At 61.0% G+C, this 18,407-nt stretch carries 10 protein-coding genes; 3 read left to right on the plus strand and 7 right to left on the minus strand.

Annotated elements, in window-relative coordinates; all coding sequences use genetic code 11:
* Positions 1-213 precede the first annotated feature (213 nt).
* Both QRN36_RS23960 and QRN36_RS23965 read right to left on the minus strand, forming a co-directional pair.
* The gene (locus tag QRN36_RS23960) at positions 214-1,668 is read right to left on the minus strand and encodes an MFS transporter (RefSeq protein WP_373568796.1); all 1,455 of its coding nucleotides are present in this window, start codon (positions 1,666-1,668) and stop codon (positions 214-216) included.
* A gap of 230 nt (positions 1,669-1,898) precedes the next feature.
* Positions 1,899-3,140: a glutamine synthetase family protein gene (locus QRN36_RS23965; protein ID WP_285426338.1), complete on the minus strand. Its 1,242-nt coding sequence runs from the start codon at positions 3,138-3,140 to the stop codon at positions 1,899-1,901.
* A 422-nt stretch (positions 3,141-3,562) separates the two neighbouring features.
* Here QRN36_RS23965 and QRN36_RS23970 point away from each other — a divergent pair, with 422 nt between their 5' ends.
* The gene (locus QRN36_RS23970) at positions 3,563-7,063 is read left to right on the plus strand and encodes a glycosyltransferase (RefSeq protein WP_285426317.1); all 3,501 of its coding nucleotides are present in this window, start codon (positions 3,563-3,565) and stop codon (positions 7,061-7,063) included.
* Positions 7,064-7,072: 9 nt separating this feature from the next.
* On the opposite strand, the gene QRN36_RS23975 is transcribed toward QRN36_RS23970, so the two are convergent.
* Positions 7,073-8,098 carry an AraC family transcriptional regulator gene (locus QRN36_RS23975; protein WP_285426318.1) on the minus strand — a complete coding sequence of 342 codons (1,026 nt, stop codon included), beginning with the start codon at positions 8,096-8,098 and terminating at the stop codon, positions 7,073-7,075.
* Positions 8,099-8,287: 189 nt separating this feature from the next.
* On the opposite strand from QRN36_RS23975, the gene QRN36_RS23980 reads away from it, so the two are divergent.
* On the plus strand, positions 8,288-9,472 hold the full coding sequence (locus tag QRN36_RS23980) for an acetyl-CoA C-acyltransferase family protein (protein WP_285426319.1): 1,185 nt from the start codon (positions 8,288-8,290) through the stop codon (positions 9,470-9,472).
* Between the two features lie 14 nt (positions 9,473-9,486).
* The gene (locus QRN36_RS23985) at positions 9,487-10,338 is read left to right on the plus strand and encodes a 3-hydroxybutyryl-CoA dehydrogenase (RefSeq protein ID WP_285426320.1); all 852 of its coding nucleotides are present in this window, start codon (positions 9,487-9,489) and stop codon (positions 10,336-10,338) included.
* A gap of 119 nt (positions 10,339-10,457) precedes the next feature.
* On the opposite strand, the gene QRN36_RS23990 is transcribed toward QRN36_RS23985, so the two are convergent.
* From QRN36_RS23990 to pepN, 4 genes are all read right to left on the minus strand, one after another.
* Positions 10,458-12,839, minus strand: coding sequence for an RND family transporter (locus tag QRN36_RS23990; protein ID WP_285426321.1), 2,382 nt, complete (start codon positions 12,837-12,839; stop codon positions 10,458-10,460).
* Positions 12,840-12,866: 27 nt separating this feature from the next.
* Positions 12,867-13,967, minus strand: coding sequence for a YCF48-related protein (locus QRN36_RS23995; protein WP_285426322.1), 1,101 nt, complete (start codon positions 13,965-13,967; stop codon positions 12,867-12,869).
* 511 nt (positions 13,968-14,478) lie between these two features.
* Positions 14,479-15,438, minus strand: coding sequence for an omptin family outer membrane protease (locus QRN36_RS24000; RefSeq protein WP_285426323.1), 960 nt, complete (start codon positions 15,436-15,438; stop codon positions 14,479-14,481).
* A 295-nt stretch (positions 15,439-15,733) separates the two neighbouring features.
* Positions 15,734-18,400, minus strand: a complete 2,667-nt coding sequence (gene pepN / locus QRN36_RS24005) for an aminopeptidase N (protein ID WP_285426324.1) — start codon at positions 18,398-18,400, stop codon at positions 15,734-15,736.
* Positions 18,401-18,407 lie beyond the last annotated feature (7 nt).

The raw sequence follows: 18,407 nt of genomic DNA on the forward strand, positions 1-18,407 counted from the left end.
ATACGTGAGCAAAACGGCCTGAAAACCGTTGTTTGCAACCATAGAATCTCCCACAAGGTTCGCGCAAGCATCGGATGCCAAGTCGTACGCTGGATTTCTGTGGCTCTCACCCGCTCGCGCAAGCATCGGATGACGGCAACACGCAGAACTTATGTGGGCTTGCTCGCGAAGAGGCCGGGAACCGGGCGGCGTTTGCAGCCGCCAAGTCTCGCGTCAGAGCGGGCGGTCGACGCCGACATCCCGCGATGCATCGTGAACCGCGTCGGGCCGGGCGTCTTGCGCGTCGGTGGTGACATCGCCATCGACCACCGCAACCGGCCGCACGACGCCTTCGCCTGACGGCACCACGCGTTCCGGGCCGGCTTCGGTTTCGGCACCGGGCTGCTCCGGTTCGGTCGCGTCGGTCGCGGTCTGCATCTGGTCCTGAACCACTTGTTCATCGACCCGAGGGTCAAGCGCCACGACCAGCGGCGAGCTGGACATGCTGTCCGGCATGGCAATGTGATGCAGCGGCGCATCCTCCACCTGGTGCAGGTTGGTGACGGCTTTGGGACGAATACGCAGCACCAGCACCAGCGCCGTGAAGCAGACGAAGGCGTACAGCATGTTGCTGCCGAACATCTTCATCAGCACACCCGAGACCAGCGGCCCGATACTGGCGCCCACGCCGTAGGTCATCAGCAACATGGCCGTCAGCGACACGCGGCGCTCGCCTTCGACGTGGTCATTGGAAAAGGCGACCGCCAGCGGGTAGAGCGAGAACTGCAGCAGCGATGCCACGAACCCGACCGCCAGCAACACCTCCATCGGCACGCTGGGGAAAATCGCCAGTGGCAGCGCGGCCAGCACCAGCAACCCCGCCACACCGCGAATCAGCCAGGCACGATCGTAGCGGTCCGACAACCTGCCCAACGGGCCTTGCACCAGCAGGCCTGCGCCGATGCAACTGGCCATGAACATACCGACATGTTCGGTGGACAGCCCCTGCTGCGCGGCATACAGCGGCGCCAGGCCATAAAATGAGCCGATGATCAGACCGGCGCTCAACACCGTGGTCAGCGACTGCGGTACGCGGCGCATGAAGAACAAGGGTTCGAGCGGGGCCGGACGCATCGGCGCCGGGTGAATACTGCGGGTCATCGCCACCGGCACCAGGCACAGGGTGAAACACAGCGCCACCAGCATCAGCAGTTCGGGGCCCAGCTGCGGATGGATCACCAGGATCAGCTGGCCGAGCACCAGCCCAAGGTACGAGGCGATCATGTAGCCACTGAAGACCAGACCGCGCTGCTTGGGCGATGCCTGCTCGTTCAGCCAGCTCTCGATAACCATGTACTGGCACATCATCCCGAGGCCGACGATCATGCGCAAAAAGATCCACGCCGGCAGGTAATCCACCAGACCATGCCCCAGAACGGCAGCGCCGACGATACCAGCGCACGTCGCATACGCACGAATGTGCCCGACCCGGCCGATCAGCCGGTGGCCGATCTTGCCGCCCAGCGCCAGACCGACATAGTTGGCGGCCATCAGCGCACCGACCCAAAGGCCATCGACCTGATCGGCCGCCAGACGCAAGGCAAGGTAGGTGCTCAAAAGGCCCGAGCCGATCAACATCATCAGCGAGGCGAAATACAGCGCTCTAAAGGACTTCCAGATTTGGCGCATCGGCTTTCCAAAAACGGGAAGCCCCCATCAGAGAGGATTCCCGAACCGCGGTTCTTGAGCCTGGGTGCTTCAGGCTGTGTGAAACCATCATGAACAAACGTCAGACGTCGCACAGAACACGCGATAAGGCCGCAAGCGCCCTACCTCGGGCGCTCTGATCGAGCCTGCTCGCCTGTTTCCAACGACGTACCACGTGCATCACTCCGAAGGAGCATGGCTCGCAATGGTGTTCACACATCCTGGGCCAATACTCGGCGCTCCCAGGGCGTGATTTCATCGAAGAAACTGGTCAGTTCCAGGGTCTTCGATGCGATGTAGCCTTCGATGAATTCGGTCCCAAACAGTTCCTTGGCCAATGGGCTGCGTTTCAGACGCTCCAGAGCGGCATGCAAGGTACATGGCAGGGAAAGATTATCCGGCACGACAAACTCCCCTTGAATCGGCGCCGACGGTTCCAGTTTCTGCTCGATTCCGTACAGCCCGGCTGCAAGACTAGCTGCAATGGCCAGATACGGGTTGGCATCTGCACCGGGGAGCCGGTTTTCCACCCGTCGGGCAACCGGCGCGCTGGCCGGAATGCGAAGGCCGGCGGCGCGATTGTCGTGTGACCAACAGGCATTGTTCGGCGAGGCGAACGGATGGCACAACCGCTGGTAGGAATTGACGTTGGGCGCGAACAGCGCGGTGAAGTCCGCCATCGCCGCCTGCTGCCCGCCGAGAAAATGGTGGAATTCGGCGGTGGCCGCGCCCTGCTCGTCACTGAAAATAGTGTTGCCGGTCGCCGTCTCCACCACGCTCTGATGAATGTGCATGGAGCTGCCCGGCGTGTGCGCCAGCGGTTTGGCCATGCACACCACGGTCAGACCATGCTTGAGCGCGATTTCCTTGAGCAGGTGCTTGAACAGGAACGTCTGATCGGCGAGCAGCAACGGGTCGCCGTGCAGCAGGTTGATCTCGAACTGGCTGACGCCCATTTCGTGCATGAACGTGTCGCGCGGCAGGCCTAGAGCAGCCATGCCCTTGTAGACCTCGCTGAAGAAGGGTCGCAGGCCGTTATTGGAACTGACGCTGAACGCCGAGCGTCCTTCTTCGCGACGGCCGTCCAGCCCGACCGGCGGCTTGAATGGTTGAGTCGGGTCGCTGTTGGGGGCGAACACAAAGAACTCAAGCTCGGTCGCGACCACCGGCGACCAGCCATGGCGGGCGTAACGGGCGATTACCGACTTGAGCTGGCCGCGGGTCGAGAGACTGGAGCTTTCGCCGGTCAACTCGTCTGCATCGCAGATGGCCAGCGCACGAGGCTCGTCACTCCAGGGCAGGCGGTGAATCTGTTGCGGATCGGCGACCAGCGCCAGATCACCATCGTCGCTGCCGTAGAATTTTGCAGGCGGGTAACCGCCCATGATGCATTGCAGCAGCACGCCACGGGCCATCTGCAGGCGTCGGCCTTCCAGAAACCCTTGCGCCGTCATCACCTTCCCGCGTGGCACACCGTTGAGGTCCGGGGTGACACATTCAATTTCATCAATGCCCATCAATCGCTGCGCGAGTGAATTGTGGCCATCGCTACTCATGACTCAAATCCTTTGTTTTTCTGGCAGACCGCACAGCGGCAAGGCGTACAAAATAAGCGTCAGCCGTTCGAAATATCAAGCAAAGTCGGCAAACGTCAGCCAACGGACTGGCCGGTTTTTTGCTGCGCCTGTCAGTTATCGGCAGCAGCGCCCAGATACTGACGCGACGACGCAAACTGTCAGTGCGCTGCGAAGAGCCCGGCGGCGAAGTTGATCTGAAGAATAGCGACCGGCGGACGATAACCTTCTATCCCAAGAAAATTTCAGTGCCTGAGAGCAGGTTTCAGGCACCGGGCAATGAATTCAAATCAGGCATCCAGATGAACGCTCGTCGATTGGTCAGCATCGTAATTCCGGCGCAAAAGCCCGACTTCCTCGAAGCCGCGCTGCGCAGCGCCTTCAGTCAGACCCATGACGCCGTAGAAATCATCGTCTGCGATGACTGCCCCGACGACGGCGTGCAGCAAGTCCTCGAACAGCTGCGGCCTCACAGCCCCTGGCCGCTTCGCCACCTGCGCAACGACACGCCGCTGGGTGAGTCGCTCAGCCTCGTGCGCGGCATCCGCGAAGCTCAGGGCGAGTACATCAAGTTTCTGCACGACGATGCTCTGCTGCAGCCGGAGAACGTGAGCTCACTGCTGGCGCAACTGGAATCCCGTGATGGGCTGACACTGGTCAGCTCCCGCCGCCACGTCATCGACGCGCATCAGCAGGTCCTGCCGGACACTCGGGAAAGCGGCTTTCCGTTCAGCCACGACCTGCTTTTTACCGGCATTCCACTGGCATCGTTCCTTGGCCAGTTCCCGGTCAACCTCATCGGCACACTGAGCTGCGTGATGGTCCATCGCGCCGATGTGCTGGCGTTCGGCGACGATCTGCTGTCGCTCAATGGCGCGCCAATGGCCGAACAGGGCGATCTGGCGCTGTACCTCAAATTGTTGCGCCAGGGCGACCTGGTCATGCTCGAAACGGCCTTGTCGTTCGTCCGCGCCTCCAGCGCCGACGGCGTGCAGCCGCTCAGGACGCTGGAGCAGGCGCGTGGTCCGTTGACCCAGCGCGTGAACGAACTGGGCTGGGCGCACAGTCTTGATGAATACCGGATGCTCAAGGTCTCGACGCTGGACGAAGGCGCGTGCATCAACGAAGTCGACTTGCTGTCGTATTTCGCCGATGTGTTCCCTGGCGAACAGTTCGGATTCGGCGTGGGAAAATGGCTGGAGCAGCGCAAGATCAATCCGGTTCAGCAGCAGCTGATCAATGAACGGATCGATGCCAGCAGCGCAGGCTCGTCGTTGCTCGTGGTGGTGCTCGATCCGGATCGACAGACCCGCAAAGTGATCGCCACGCTGGAGAGCATCCTGACCCATCAGTCCCTGTCGCAGGACCTGAACGTGGTGGTGCTCTCGGCCAGCCCGGTGCCTGAGGATTTCCCGGTCAGCGCACTGGTGCAATGGAGGACATCGCCGTCTTCCCTGCTGGTGCCGTCGCTGAACCCACTCATCGAAAGCCGCGCGTGCGACTGGTTCATGGTCGTCGAAGCAGGCGCAGCCTTCACGGCCCAAGGGCTGTCCCGGGTGCGTCTGGAACTGCCGCAATTGCCTCATTGCACGGCGCTGTTCGCCGATGAACTGCATCGCTCGCCCGACGGCACGCTGGCACCGGCTTTCCGCCCTGATTTCAATCTGGACTTTCTGCTCAGCTACCCCTCGGCACTGAGCAAACACTGGATTTTCCATCGTCACACGTTCATCGGCCTCGGTGGTTTCGACGCCAGCTTCGCCCACGCGATGGAGCTGGACCTGATCCTGCGCCTGATCGAAAACGAGGGTGTCGGCGATCTGCATCACCTCGCCGAACCGCTGCTCACCTGCGACGCCTGGCCCGAGCAGAACGAGGACGAAGTCCGCACCTTGAGCCGCCACCTGCAGGTGCGCGGCTACGCCGACAGCCAGATTTTCCAGACTGACGTCGGTCACTATCAGATCCGCTACAACCATGCCGCGCAGCCGCTTGTGTCGATCCTGATTCCTACCAAGGATCAGTTGGGCATTCTCAGCCGCTGCGTCGAGAGCGTTCTGGAGAAAACCGCCTACAGCCACTACGAAATCATCATCATCGACAACAACAGTGAAGAGGCCGATGCGCTGGAGTGGCTGGCCGGTGTGGAGTCGATGCAGAGCGAAAAGGTACGCGTACTGCGTCATCCTTTTCCCTTCAACTATTCAGAGATCAACAACGTCGCGGCGCAGCACGCACGCGGCGAGTATTTGGTGCTGTTGAACAACGACACCGCCGTGCTGCACCCGGAATGGCTGGATAACCTGCTCAACCACGGTCTGCGGCCGGAAGTCGGGATCGTCGGCGCCAAGCTGTATTACCCCAGTTCGACGATCCAGCACGCCGGCGTCGTGATGGGCATCACCGGGCCTGCTGGCCACGTGTTCAGCAATGCCGGCCGGGACAGCGCAGGTTACATGCAGCGCTTGCAGGTCGATCAGAACTACAGCGTGGTTACTGCCGCGTGCCTGATGGTTCGCAAATCCTTGTACGAAGAAGTCGCAGGCCTGGACGAGGTCAACTTCAGGATTTCCTACAACGATGTCGATCTGTGTCTGAAGGTACGTGAAGCAGGCTATCTGGTGGTGTGGACGCCTCACGTGAAGCTGCTCCACGAATCCAGCGTGAGCCAGATCAATACGGACACCACGGCGTTCAAGAAGAAGATCGAACGCTTCCAGGGTGAACAACTGGCGATGTACCGCAAGTGGCTGCCGATCATGGCCGCCGATCCCGCCTACAACGCCAATTTTGCGCTGACCGGCAACGGTTTCGAACTGGAAACCAACGTCGAGCTGACCTGGCGACCGCTGCCATGGCGGCCGCAGCCGTTGGTGCTGCTACAACGGCAACTGCGCTGGGAATCGGCCGACCATCGTGTGACAACGCCGCTCGACGCCCTGCGCGAACGGGCATTGCTGGACGGCGCGGTTTCCACCCGCCTGCTCAGCATTGCTGAGGTCGAGCGCCTGCGCCCTGCTGCGATCGTGTTCCAGCAAACGTTCGAGGAGCCTGACTTCCACGCCCTCGAGGTGCTCGCAGCCGTGTCGCCGGCGCTGCGCGTGCTGGATCTGGACCGCTTGCCTGAATCCGGGACGGACGATCCGGCGTTCCTGCGCACGCTGGGGCTGATCGATCGCGTCGTGGTGCCGGTCCCGGCACTGGCCGGTGCGCTGGAGGGTTTGCACAGCGACATTCGCGTGGTGGCCGACTATCTGCCGGTCGACTGGAAAAAGAACCTGAGCCCGCAGCGACGCGTGAGCCAACGGCTGCGCGTCGGCTGGTGTGGCAACGACCCGACGCTGGATCTGACGCTGCTCGCCCAAGTGTTGAGCGCGCTGGCCACTGACGTGGATTTTGTGGTCATGGGCGACTGCCCCGTCGAGTTACGCGCGCATGTCCGCGAATACCATCCTCAGGCCGCGCGGGAATCACTGCCTGCAGCGCTGACCGAGATGAAGCTCGATGTGGCCCTGCTGCCGCAGCTCGACGACTTGCGCAAGGGCCAGAGTCTGGCCCAGCTGCTGCGGTTCGGCGCATGCGGCGTTCCGGTCATTGCCTGCGCTCGGCGCGGTGACGATGCCAGCCTGCCCGTGACGCACCTGCCCGCAGACGCAGCCGTGTGGATCGAGGCGATTCGCGCGCTCATCGCCGACGCTGACGCCCTCGCAGGTCAAGGCGATGCCCTCAGGCGGGTCGTTCATGAGCAATGGGTACTGGATGAGGATCGGCAGCACGTCTGGCGCAATGCCTGGCTGCCTTGACCTCCCGCGTCAGCGCCTGTCCGCAGGCACGGGCATCGCCGCCGCGCGGTAATGCCCCGGGCTTTCTCCCGTCCATTTCTTGAACGCCCGGTGAAACGCGCTGGGCTCCTGAAAGCCGACCAGCGCGGCGATGTCCACCACGCTCATGTCGGTTTCACGCAGCGTCTGCTGCGCGATGCCACGCCTGACATCGTCCTTGATGCCCTGAAACGCACAGCCCTCACGCTCCAGACGGCGCCGAAAGGTGGTCGGGCTGAGTTTCAGTTCATCGGCCATTTCCAGCAGGGTCGGCCAGTGACCGTAATGGCTGTTGCGAAGACGCTGATACACCTGCGCCGCCAGCCCGCGCTGATTGCGGAAGCGGATCACCAGCCACTGCGGCGCGGTGCGCAAAAACGATTTGAGCGACGGCAGCGACTGCACCACCGGCAGTCGCAGGTAATGACTGGAGAACTCGATCTCGGTGCGCTGCTCGCCAAAACTCAGGTTGAATCCCCACAGCAGCGAGTCGTCGCTGAGTCGCTCGCGGTGCTGGCGAAACTGCGCGCGGTCAATGGTGATCCGTCGTCCGCCCAGCCAGCACAGCAGGCTGATCATCAGCAGCAGAAAGGTTTCTTCGCCAAAGCGTTGCTTGACGGGATCCTCCGTGCGGGTTTCCACGGCAATCACCGCTCGCTGGCCGCGCACGATGAGGCTGCCGCGAAAATCGCGCAGGAACAGGCCAAAATTGTTCAGGCACTGACGCAGCGCTTTTTCAAGGTTCGGTTCCTGGATGAGCGCCCGGCAGATCAAGGCGAAGCTGCCCAACGGCATGCCGTGCGAGTCGAGGGCGAAAAACTCATCGCCCAGCTCCTTGATCTGAATGAGCCACAGCGCTGCGAACGCGCTGGCCGACACCCTGGCGGCCGGATCATCGAGCAGGGCCATGTCGATGCCCGCCGCTTCCAGCACCGATTGCAGGCGTAACGGTTCGTCCCGCAAGGCGTGCACCACCAACTGGACGAAGTAAATCGACACTGAATCCTTTTCCCGCATGAGCAGCTTTTCCTCTTATTGGTATGCGCCACTGGCCAGACCGTGATGGTAAAGAACGCCAGCTGATCTGGACAGTTTTGGCATAGGCCCGCTGCAAACGTCGATCTAGACTTGCCCGCAATCAGCCCTGGCCGAAATGCCGTCTGTCGGTGCTGCCCACCCTAAATACAAAAGGTTTCAGGAGTCGACATGAGCACTACCGAAGTTTTCGTCGTCAGCGCGCTGCGCACCGCCATCGGTGGATTCGGCGGTTCCCTCAAGGATGTCTCGCCCATCGAACTGGGCACCCAGGTCAGCCGCGCTGCCATTGCCGGGTCGGGGCTCGCCGCCGAGCACATCGGCCACGTGGTCATGGGTCATGTCATTCCGACAGAAGTGCGCGATGCCTACCTGTCCCGCGTCATCGCCCTTGAAGCGGGCCTGACCAAGGAAACCCCGGCCATGAACGTCAACCGCCTGTGCGGCTCGGGCCTGCAAGCCATTGTGTCGGCCGCCCAGTCGGTGATGCTCGGCGACGCAAAAGCGGTGCTGGCCGGCGGCGCCGAATCCATGAGCCGCGGCGCTTACATCATGCCGCAAGCCCGCTGGGGTGCGCGCATGGGCAACGTTCAGGCGTACGACTACATGCTCGGCGCGCTGCACGATCCGTTCGCCAACATTCACATGGGCATCACCGCCGAAAACATCGCAGAGAATTACGGCATCACCCGAGCCGACCAGGATGCACTGGCGCTCACCAGCCAGCAGCGCGCGGCCCGGGCCATTGCCGAAGGCCGCTTCGCAAGTCAGATCGTGCCCATTGAAATCGCCAGCCGCAAAGGCACCGTGACCTTCGCTCAGGACGAACACGTGCGCGGCGATGTCACCGCTGAGCAGCTGGAAAAGATGAAAACCGCATTCAAGAAGGACGGCACCGTGACCGCCGGCAACGCCTCGGGCTTGAACGATGGCGCCGCAGCGCTGGTGATGGCCAGTGGCAACATGGTCCGCGAACAGGGCCTCAAGCCGCTCGCGCGCCTGGTCGCGTACGCGCACGCCGGGGTCGAGCCGTCGATGATGGGCCTGGGGCCGATTCCCGCCAGCCGCAAGGTTTTGGAACGCGCAGGCCTGACCGTCGCAGACCTGGACGTGATCGAATCCAACGAGGCATTCGCCGCCCAGGCCTGCGCGGTCGCCCGCGAGCTGGGTTTCGATCCGGAAAAGGTTAACCCTAATGGCTCCGGTATTTCGCTGGGTCACCCGGTCGGCGCGACGGGCGCCATCATCGCGACCAAGGCGATTCACGAGTTGCACCGGACTCAGGGCCGCTACGCACTGGTGACCATGTGCATCGGCGGCGGTCAGGGCATCGCTGTCATCTTCGAACGCGTTTGAGCGAGGAGTCTCCAATGAGCCTGCAACACATTGCCGTGATCGGCGCCGGCACCATGGGTAACGGCATCGCCCAGGTGTGCGCCGTCGCGGGTTTTGACGTGATCTTGGTGGATATTTCCGACACGGCGCTGGAGCGCGGTGTCGCGACCGTGCGCAAGAACCTCGAACGTCAGGTGAACAAGCAGACGATCGACAACGATCTTGCGCAAGCCGCCTTGCAACGTATTCAGACGACCACCGACTACGCGCAGCTGGACGGCGCGCAACTGGTGATCGAGGCAGCCACCGAGAACCTGGACCTCAAGCTGCAGCTGCTGAAGATGATCGCCAGTCATGTGGGGCGGGACTGCGTGATTGCCTCCAACACCTCGTCGCTGTCGATCACGGAGCTGGCGGCCAGCGTGGAATTTCCGGAGCGTTTCATCGGGCTGCATTTCTTCAATCCGGTGCCGATGATGGGCCTGATCGAAGTCATCCGCGGCTTGCAGACGGCCGATGAAACCCACGTCGCCGCGATCAAGCTGGCCGAACGCCTGAACAAGACGGCGATCACGGCAGGTAACCGCCCAGGCTTTGTGGTCAACCGGATCCTGGTGCCGATGATCAACGAAGCGATTCTGGTGTTGCAGGAAGGCTTGGCGACTGCACAGGACATCGACGACGGCATGCGCCTGGGCTGCAACCAGCCAATCGGTCCGCTGGCCCTGGCGGACCTGATCGGCCTGGACACATTGCTGGCCATTGTCGAAGCGTTCCATGACGGCTTCAACGACAGCAAATACCGCCCTGCCCCGCTGCTCAAGGAAATGGTCGCCGCAGGCTATCTGGGACGTAAGAGCGGACGAGGTTTCTTCGTCTACAACTGACAGGCTGGGCGAAAAATACAGGTCAGCTGTACCGGGCAGTTGCGGCGAACGCCTCGTTCTTCGCCCTCATAAAAAACCGCAGGCTGCGTACGGCCTGCGGTTTTTTTGTTCCCGGTCGATCAGTGCGAGAACAGCGAGTTGCCGACCTTGCCGGCCATCTTCTCCGGTTTGATGAGGAAACGCGCCAGCGCTGGCAACAGCCACAGGGCGCCGAACATGTTCCACAACAGCATGAACGTCAGCATCAGGCCCATGTCGGCCTGGAACTTGATCGCCGAGAAAATCCACGTGCACACACCGATCGCCAGGCACAGGCCGGTGAACAGCACGGCCTTGCCGGTCGATTTCAGCGTCTCGTAATACGCCTCCTGCAACGGCAGCCCCGCACGCAGGAAACTCTCCAGACGGCTGTAGATGTAGATGCCGTAATCGACGCCGATCCCCACGCCCAGCGCCACCACCGGCAAGGTCGCGACCTTGACGCCGATGCCCATGAACGCCATCAGCGCGTTGCCCAGCACCGAGGTCAGTACGAGCGGCAAGACGATGCACAACGTCGCGGCCCACGAGCGGAAAGTGATCATGCACATCACGGCCACGCAGATGTACACCAGGATCAGAATCGTCAGCTCAGCCTGCTTGATCACCTCGTTTGTTGCGGCCTCGATTCCGGCGTTACCCGCCGCCAGCAGGAATTCCAGGCCTTCCTTGTTGTTCTGCTGCGCGAATTCCTGCACTGCATGCACCGCCCGGTCCAGGGTTTCTGCCTTGTGGTCGTTGAGGAAAATCAACAGCGGAGCCAGCGAACAGGTGTTGTTGTACAGCCCGTCCGCCCGGGAAATGGAGCTGTTGAGCACGTCCTTGTTGCGCGACAGCGACTCCCATTTCAGGTTGCCCTCGTTCATGCCCTTGATCACTTGCTTGGACACAGTGACCAGTGAAATGGCCGACTGCACGCCCGGCGTGTTTTCCATTTTCCACGACAACTCGTTGATCGCCGACAGCGTCTGAAAGGCAGAGCAGCCCTCGGGCGGTGTCTTGACCATGACCACCAGCACATCGGAACTGGTCGAGTAGTTGTTGATGATGAAGTTGTTGTCCTGGTTGTACCGCGAATCCGGCCGCAGCTCCGGCGCCCCTTGATCGAGATCGCCGATCTTCAGGTTATGCCCGTACCAGAGGCCTGCGCCCAACGCCACCAGCGCCAGAATCACCGACACCCGCGCAACCTTCGGCGCGGCAAAGTTCGACAACAGTCGCCAGAAAGGATGCTCGCGTACGGCGTCCTGCTTGCTGCGCACCACGGCCTTTTTGCTGATGCCCACGTAGGAAATCGCCACTGGCAGCAGGATCAGGTTGGTGAACACGATCACCGCGACGCCGATCGAGGCGCCAATGGCCAACTCGCGGATCACGCCGATGTCGATGATCAGTAACGTGATGAACCCCACGGCATCGGCCAGAATCGCGATCATTCCCGGCAGAAAGAGCTGGCGGAACGTGCGTCGTGCCGCCGTCAGGGCGTTCTCGGCGTCACTCGATTGCAGCGCAATGCCGTTGATCTTCTGCACGCCGTGGGAAATACCGATCGCGAAGATCAGAAACGGCACCAGCATCGAGTAAGGATCGAGCCCGAAACCCACGACATGCATCAGGCCCAACTGCCAGATCACGGCGATCAGCGTCGTGCTCAACACGGCAATCGTGCTGCGCAGGCAGCGGGTGAACCACATCAGCAGCACCAGCGTGATCAGAAACGCGACGCCGAAGAACATGACGACCATGATCAGGCCGTCGATCAGATCACCCACTTTCTTGGCAAAGCCGACGATGTGGATATCGACGTTGGGATTCTGTGCTTCGTATTTGTCGCGGATCTTTTCTTCGAGCTGATGGGAAAACTGGCGATAGTCCAGCGGCAACAGCCTGCTCTGATCGGCCGGATCCGGATAGAACTCCTGCAGCGGCACGTCGACGATGCTGGACTTGAAGTTGTTGGCGACGAGACGACCCACCTGCCCGGATTTCAGAACGTTATTGCGCAGCTTGTCGAGGCTTTCCTGCGAACCGTCGTAGCTCTGCGGAATCACCTCGCCACCGGCAAAACCCTCCTCGGTGACCTCGGTCCAGCGCACGCTCGGGCTCCAGAGCGACTTGAGGCCCGAACGGTCGACGCCTGAAATGTAGAACACCTCGTCGTTGATCTGCCGCAGGGTCTCCATGTACTCCTTGGAGAAGATATCGCCCTGCCGGGCCTCCACTGAAATCCGGACGGTATTGCCCAGGTTGGCCAGGTCGTTGCGGTGTTCCATCATGTTCTGAATGAACGGATGCCCGAGCGGGATCATCTTTTCGAAGCTGGTGGAGGGGCGCACCAGGGTGGCCTGCCAGAACAGGAAAATACTGACCAGCAGGCAAAGGCCGATCACTGTCGGCCGATTGTTGAAGATCAGGCGTTCCAGCAGTGTCGGCTTGTCGTGATGCTGTTGAAGATTGGTCATGGGAAAGCGTCCTGGCCTGGTCGGTTCTTATTGTTGAGCGACATCGGCGCCCGTTGGCGAGGTGACGCGAACGCCGCCCTGTCCCACCAGAATCAGATTGCCCTTATCGTCTTCGGTCACGCCGGCAAGCGAAATACGGTCCGAGCGGTTCGAGACCGTGAAGCTCTCCCCATCGTCGGTACTGCGCATCACGCTACCGCCATTTCCTACGAGCACTATGGAGTTGTCCGGCAACAGCGAGGCGTTGGCGATACTGAATTCCAGCGGCCCGCGTTCGCCCTGCAGCGCAACGGGCTCCCAGTGACTGCCGAAATCCGTGGAGCGGAACAGGTTGCCGCGCAGACCATAGGCCAGCAACGTGTTGGCCTGCGAGGTGCCGACCACGCCGAACAGCGATCCCTGATAAGGGCCTTCGAGTTTTTCCCAGGTCTGGCCGTCATCGGGCGAGCGAAACATGCTGCCCTGCTCCCCTACGGCGAACAGTCCGGCGTCCTTCACGTAGGCAATGCCGTTGAGGTGAAACTGGTCTTCGTTATCGAGACGCTCGCCGATGTCCTGCCAATGCTGGCCGCCGTCAGTGGTTTCCAGCAACGCGCCGTAGGCACCCACAGCGAAGCCGGTCTGCAGGTCTTTGAACCAGACGTCCAGCAATGGCGCTTCACGCTTGAGGTCTTCGAACTGTTTGCTCCAGGAAGCCCCGCCGTCATTGCTGGCGAGGATCTGTGCGTCATGGCCGACCGCCCAGCCGTGCTGGTCGTCGACGAAGTAAACCGCTGTCAGCAACTGGCGCGTCGGCACTTTGGCCTGGGTCCAGGTTCTGCCCTCGTCATCGGAAAAGAGAATGTGGCCGCGATCCCCCACCACGACCACGCGCTTGCCGGCATGGGTCACGTCCAGCAACAGACTGCGGGAAGCTTTGGCGGATTCGAGGGCGAAAACAGCGGAGTCACCGACGTTGGCGGGCGCATCAGCTGGCGTGCTGTCGGCTGCGAACGCGGCGCCGCAGAAGGTCATTGAGATGAGCAACGACAACACCGTGCTCAGAGGCTTGCCCGTGTGCGACGTCCGGGAATCGTCACTGCCTCGAATGACCGCGGACCAAGTGCGCCGAATGACTGGCTCACGCATGGAGCTTCCCCTTCCTTTATTTTTATTAGGTTCTCCGCAGCCCCCGTCGAAAGCCGCAAGCGCTCTAGCTCGCGTACGACATGGCCCTGCCGAAGCGAACCCATCCTATCCAGCTTTGGAAACGTATGACAATCGACATGACGTTATCTTTTGTTAAGCAACGACCCGGTGATTGCAGCGTTATCACCAGGATTGATTGAGAACTCTAGACGCTGCAATTGGCTGTGGAGCAACATACAAGCGAAGCGCCACCTTTTGCGCTGTTTGCCCAGCTGAGAGTCAGACCCCGTGGCCGCAATGATCGACGGGCAGGCTCATTGCGAGCACCTCTTGCCAAACCGAATCGGCTATCGCATCACCTTAAAGCCTGAAATGGGCGCCTGCGTAAGACTGGCCGTCTCGGGCGATGCATGGCCACTGTTCTGGCCATGCATTTGCGGCCGCGCGCGCCTGAGGATCTGACTGATGTCAGGGTCAGGCTTGCGAGGATTAGCGTCGTCAGGGTCGATCGTCAGAAAGCGTAACTGACCGCCAGCGTCGACAGGGTTGTGCGCGCAGACTGTCCGGCGACTTTGCCCGAATAGTGATCGGTTTCGCCTTCTGCCCTGTCCTCTACCGCCATGCTGCCCCTGGATTCGGCGTAAACCTGGTGATCCACGCCGGCCTTCATCGACAACTGAGGGTTGAAGCGATAGGACAATGCCAAGGCAAAGCTTTGCATACGCCCCGAGTTTCCATCGTGGCGGGTGAAGGTAGTGTCGCGCAGATAATGTTGGTCGACATCCCGAGCTCTGACCCACTGACTGTGTTTGAAACGACCTTCCAGGCTCCAGTCTCGAAAATGCAACAGCCCTACCAGCCCGACATAAGGTGTGTCGTACGTCTGCTCATAGCCGATAGCTTTTTCGGCGTCCGGAATCTTCCCGGAAATGTCGCGGTATCCGGCTCCGGAGGAATACGTGTAACGCCCGCCGCGTGATTCCCAGCCATATTGGCTGCGCTGGTAACCGATCGTGGCGCCGATGGCAGCGTGTTCATTTCTGAAGAGCCAGGCGGTGCCCGCAATCTCCGCCTGCCAAGCCTTTTCGACACGGGTATCAGGATGGTCGGAGTAATCACTCCAGCTCTTGTGGTCATCTTTCAACCAGTCGTAGTCCTTCATATGGCTGTTGCCCTTGGTGACTGCCGTCCAGCCACGCAGATCGAGGGAAAGCCACTGCGCCGGATAGTACGTCAGGCCCAGATGCAACGTGGGAACCTGCTTCATGTCCCAGTTCAACTGGCTCATCTTCTTGCCGTTGTCCGGGCGAAACACCTTCTCGCGAGCCTGACCGTTCAACAGTCCCACGCCCAGATTCATCTCGATACTGCCCAGCTCAAACCGTTGCTCACCCGTAACCTGAGCGGTCGCCATCGCCTCATGGCCAAACGCGACCAGACCCAGCATCAACAGCGTTTTCCGTCCCTTCATCAACACTTCCGCACCTTTCATAAGAGGATGTGCGTTGCGCCAGCAACCTGCCGCAACAAAGCGTTTAAAGAATGAACGCCACTGAAGGATGTTTCTGCCGGCCCGCTCCTACCGGGTCGTATGAAAGCCAGACATTGGGTGATGGAAATTGCCTACAACAATTGATTGCCACGCAGTCCGTGGTGATGGTGCCGGGAGAAACCAGGAAGCGTTTTATAAGAAAAGCGGAAATAAAAACGCGCAAAAAAAGGGCCTTCCGCTCTCACGCAAGGCCCTTCTTACCCCAGGTGATCGATCAATCAGCCAGGCTTTTGCTCACCACTTCATACACGTCGGGCGAGAGTTCACCGGATGCGCGGATGCGCTCCAGTTCGGCTTTCATCAGTGCCTGACGCGCGCTGTCGTATTTGCGCCAGCGGGTCAGTGGCGCCAGTTGACGGGAGGCGATCTGCGGATTGAAGCCGTTCAGCTCGATGACCAGATCGGCCAGGAAGCGATAACCCGAGCCATCGGCGGCGTGGAAGTTGATCAGGTTTTGCCCGGCGAACGCGCCGATCAGGGCACGCACCTTGTTCGGGTTCTTCAGGGTGAAGGCCGAGTGCTGCATGAGTGCTTTCACACGATCCAGACCGCCCGGCAGCGTGCTGCCAGCCTGCACGCTGAACCACTGATCCATGACCAGCGCGTTGTCTTTGAAGTTCTCGGCGAACACCGCGAGCGCCTTGGCTTTCTCGTCCTCGAATGGCGAGTTGACCAGCACCGCAAGGGCAGTAAGGCGTTCGGTCATGTTGTCGGCGGTATCGAACTGGTCGATCGCGGCGGCCAGCACGTCCTGCCTTTCAGTGAGCATCAGGTAAGACAGTGCGATGTTCTGCAGCGCGCGGCGGGCAAAGTGCTCGGACTCGGCCACGTATGCGGTCGTTTTCGACAGCTCGCGGTTAGTCTGGTAGCGCTTCCACAGCGCGTCACTGAGGCCGTTCGCCAGTTGCTTGCGGGCAAACTCACGGGCAGCGTGGATAGCATCGACGTCCGCCACTTCGCTGATCTCGATCAGATACGCCTCGCCCGGCAGGGACAGCATTTCCGCGACCATGGCCTGATCCAGGCTTTCATCCGCCAGCACCGTGCCCAACGCGGTCATCAGTCGTTGATCCAGAACCAGTGGCTCGCCTTTCTGATGCTGGGCGATCAGTTCTTGCAACACTTGCACCGACAGTTGTTGACCGGCATCCCAGCGATTGAAACCGTCGCTGTCGTGCTGCATCAGGAACATCAGCTGATCGCGGTTGTACGGGAAGCTCAGCTTGACCGGTGCCGAGAAACCGCGCAGCAGCGAAGGCAGCGGCTGTTCGGCGACGTCGACAAAGGTGAAGGTCTGCTCGGCCTCGGTGACCGAGATCACGCGCGAATGACCCGATGCAGCTGTCTCGCCCTGCAGGCGCAGCGGAATTTCGTTGCCTTGCTTGTCCAGCAAGCCCAATGAAACCGGGATGACGAAAGGCTTTTTGGCGTCGCCCGGCTGGCCTGGCGTGGTGGGCGCGGACTGGCGGAACGTCAGGCTGTAGGTCTTGGCCGATGCGTCGTAGGACTCGGTCACCGCCAGACGTGGCGTGCCGGCCTGGGAGTACCAGCGCTTGAACTGGGTCAGGTCGACGCCGTTGGCGTCTTCCATCGCTTTGACGAAGTCGTCGCACGTCACGGCTTGACCGTCATGGCGCTCGAAATACAGATCGCTGCCTTTGCGGAAGCCCTCGGCGCCCAGCAAGGTATGAATCATGCCGACGACTTCCGAGCCTTTTTCGTACACGGTCAGGGTGTAGAAGTTCGAGATCTCGATGAAGCTGTCCGGGCGAACGGCGTGGGCCATCGGGCCGGCGTCTTCGGCGAACTGGTGGGTGCGCAGGTAGGCAACGTCCTGGATGCGTTTGACCGTCGCCGAGTTCATGTCGGCGGAGAAACCCGAATCGCGGAAGACCGTGAAGCCTTCCTTGAGCGACAGCTGGAACCAGTCGCGGCAGGTCACGCGGTTGCCCGACCAGTTATGGAAGTATTCGTGGGCGACAATGGCCTCGACGCGCTGGTGCGCAGCGTCAGTCGCGGTTTCGGCGCGGGCCAGCACGGCGCTGGAGTTGAAGATGTTCAGGCCCTTGTTTTCCATCGCGCCCATGTTGAAGTCGTTGACCGCGACGATCATGAAGATGTCCAGATCGTATTCGCGGCCATACACCTCTTCGTCCCAGCGCATGGACTTCTTCAGGCTGTCCATCGCGTGCTGGCATTTGTCGATGTTTTCGGGCTCGACGAAGATGCGCAGCGTGACCTTGCGCTGGCTCATGGTGACGAAGGTGTCCTCGACGCACCACAAATCTCCTGCGACCAGCGCAAACAGGTAGGCGGGCTTCTTGAACGGGTCTTCCCAGGTCGCCCAGTGGCGGTCGTCGCCTTCAGGGCCCAGGTCGATCAGGTTGCCGTTGGACAGCAGGATCGGGAACGCCTGCTTGTTAGCAATGACCGTCGTGGTGAAGGTGCTCATCACGTCCGGGCGATCGAGGTAATAGGTGATCTTGCGGAAACCTTCGGCCTCGCACTGCGTGCAGAACATGCCGCTGGACTTGTACAGGCCCTCCAGCGCAGTGTTGGTTTCCGGGTGGATCTTCACGCTGGTGTCCAGGGTGAAGGTCGCGGATTCAGGCTGAATCGTCAGGCTGTCGGGCGTCAGCTGGTAATCGCCGGGCGCCAGGTCCACGTCGGCCAGCTTGACCGACAGCAGCTCCAGCAACTGGCCGTCCAGAACCAGCGGGGGCAAGCCGGCGCCTCGCTCGGGATTGCGACGCATGACCAACTGCGCATGCACCAGCGAGTGGTCGTCGAACAATTCGAATGTCAGGTGCGTCTCGTCGATGAGGTACTCAGGCGCCTGATAATCCTTCAGGTAAATCATTTTCGGCTGTTCGGTGCGCATGATTCTG

Source organism: Pseudomonas sp. efr-133-TYG-103a (assembly GCF_030209235.1).
In the GTDB taxonomy this organism is placed as follows: Bacteria; Pseudomonadota; Gammaproteobacteria; order Pseudomonadales; family Pseudomonadaceae; genus Aquipseudomonas.

Excerpts from the sequence above, each read along its gene's own strand:
- QRN36_RS23975 (WP_285426318.1), bottom strand. The coding sequence starts at position 8,098 with ATGCGGGAAAAGGATTCAGTGTCGATTTACTTCGTCCAGTTGGTGGTG.
- QRN36_RS23960 (WP_373568796.1), bottom strand. The coding sequence starts at position 1,668 with ATGCGCCAAATCTGGAAGTCCTTTAGAGCGCTGTATTTCGCCTCGCTG.
- QRN36_RS23965 (WP_285426338.1), bottom strand. The coding sequence starts at position 3,140 with ATGACGGCGCAAGGGTTTCTGGAAGGCCGACGCCTGCAGATGGCCCGT.
- QRN36_RS23985 (WP_285426320.1), top strand. The coding sequence starts at position 9,487 with ATGAGCCTGCAACACATTGCCGTGATCGGCGCCGGCACCATGGGTAAC.
- QRN36_RS23980 (WP_285426319.1), top strand. The coding sequence starts at position 8,288 with ATGAGCACTACCGAAGTTTTCGTCGTCAGCGCGCTGCGCACCGCCATC.
- pepN (WP_285426324.1), bottom strand. The coding sequence starts at position 18,400 with ATGCGCACCGAACAGCCGAAAATGATTTACCTGAAGGATTATCAGGCG.
- QRN36_RS24000 (WP_285426323.1), bottom strand. The coding sequence starts at position 15,438 with ATGAAGGGACGGAAAACGCTGTTGATGCTGGGTCTGGTCGCGTTTGGC.
- QRN36_RS23970 (WP_285426317.1), top strand. The coding sequence starts at position 3,563 with ATGAACGCTCGTCGATTGGTCAGCATCGTAATTCCGGCGCAAAAGCCC.
- QRN36_RS23995 (WP_285426322.1), bottom strand. The coding sequence starts at position 13,967 with ATGCGTGAGCCAGTCATTCGGCGCACTTGGTCCGCGGTCATTCGAGGC.
- QRN36_RS23990 (WP_285426321.1), bottom strand. The coding sequence starts at position 12,839 with ATGACCAATCTTCAACAGCATCACGACAAGCCGACACTGCTGGAACGC.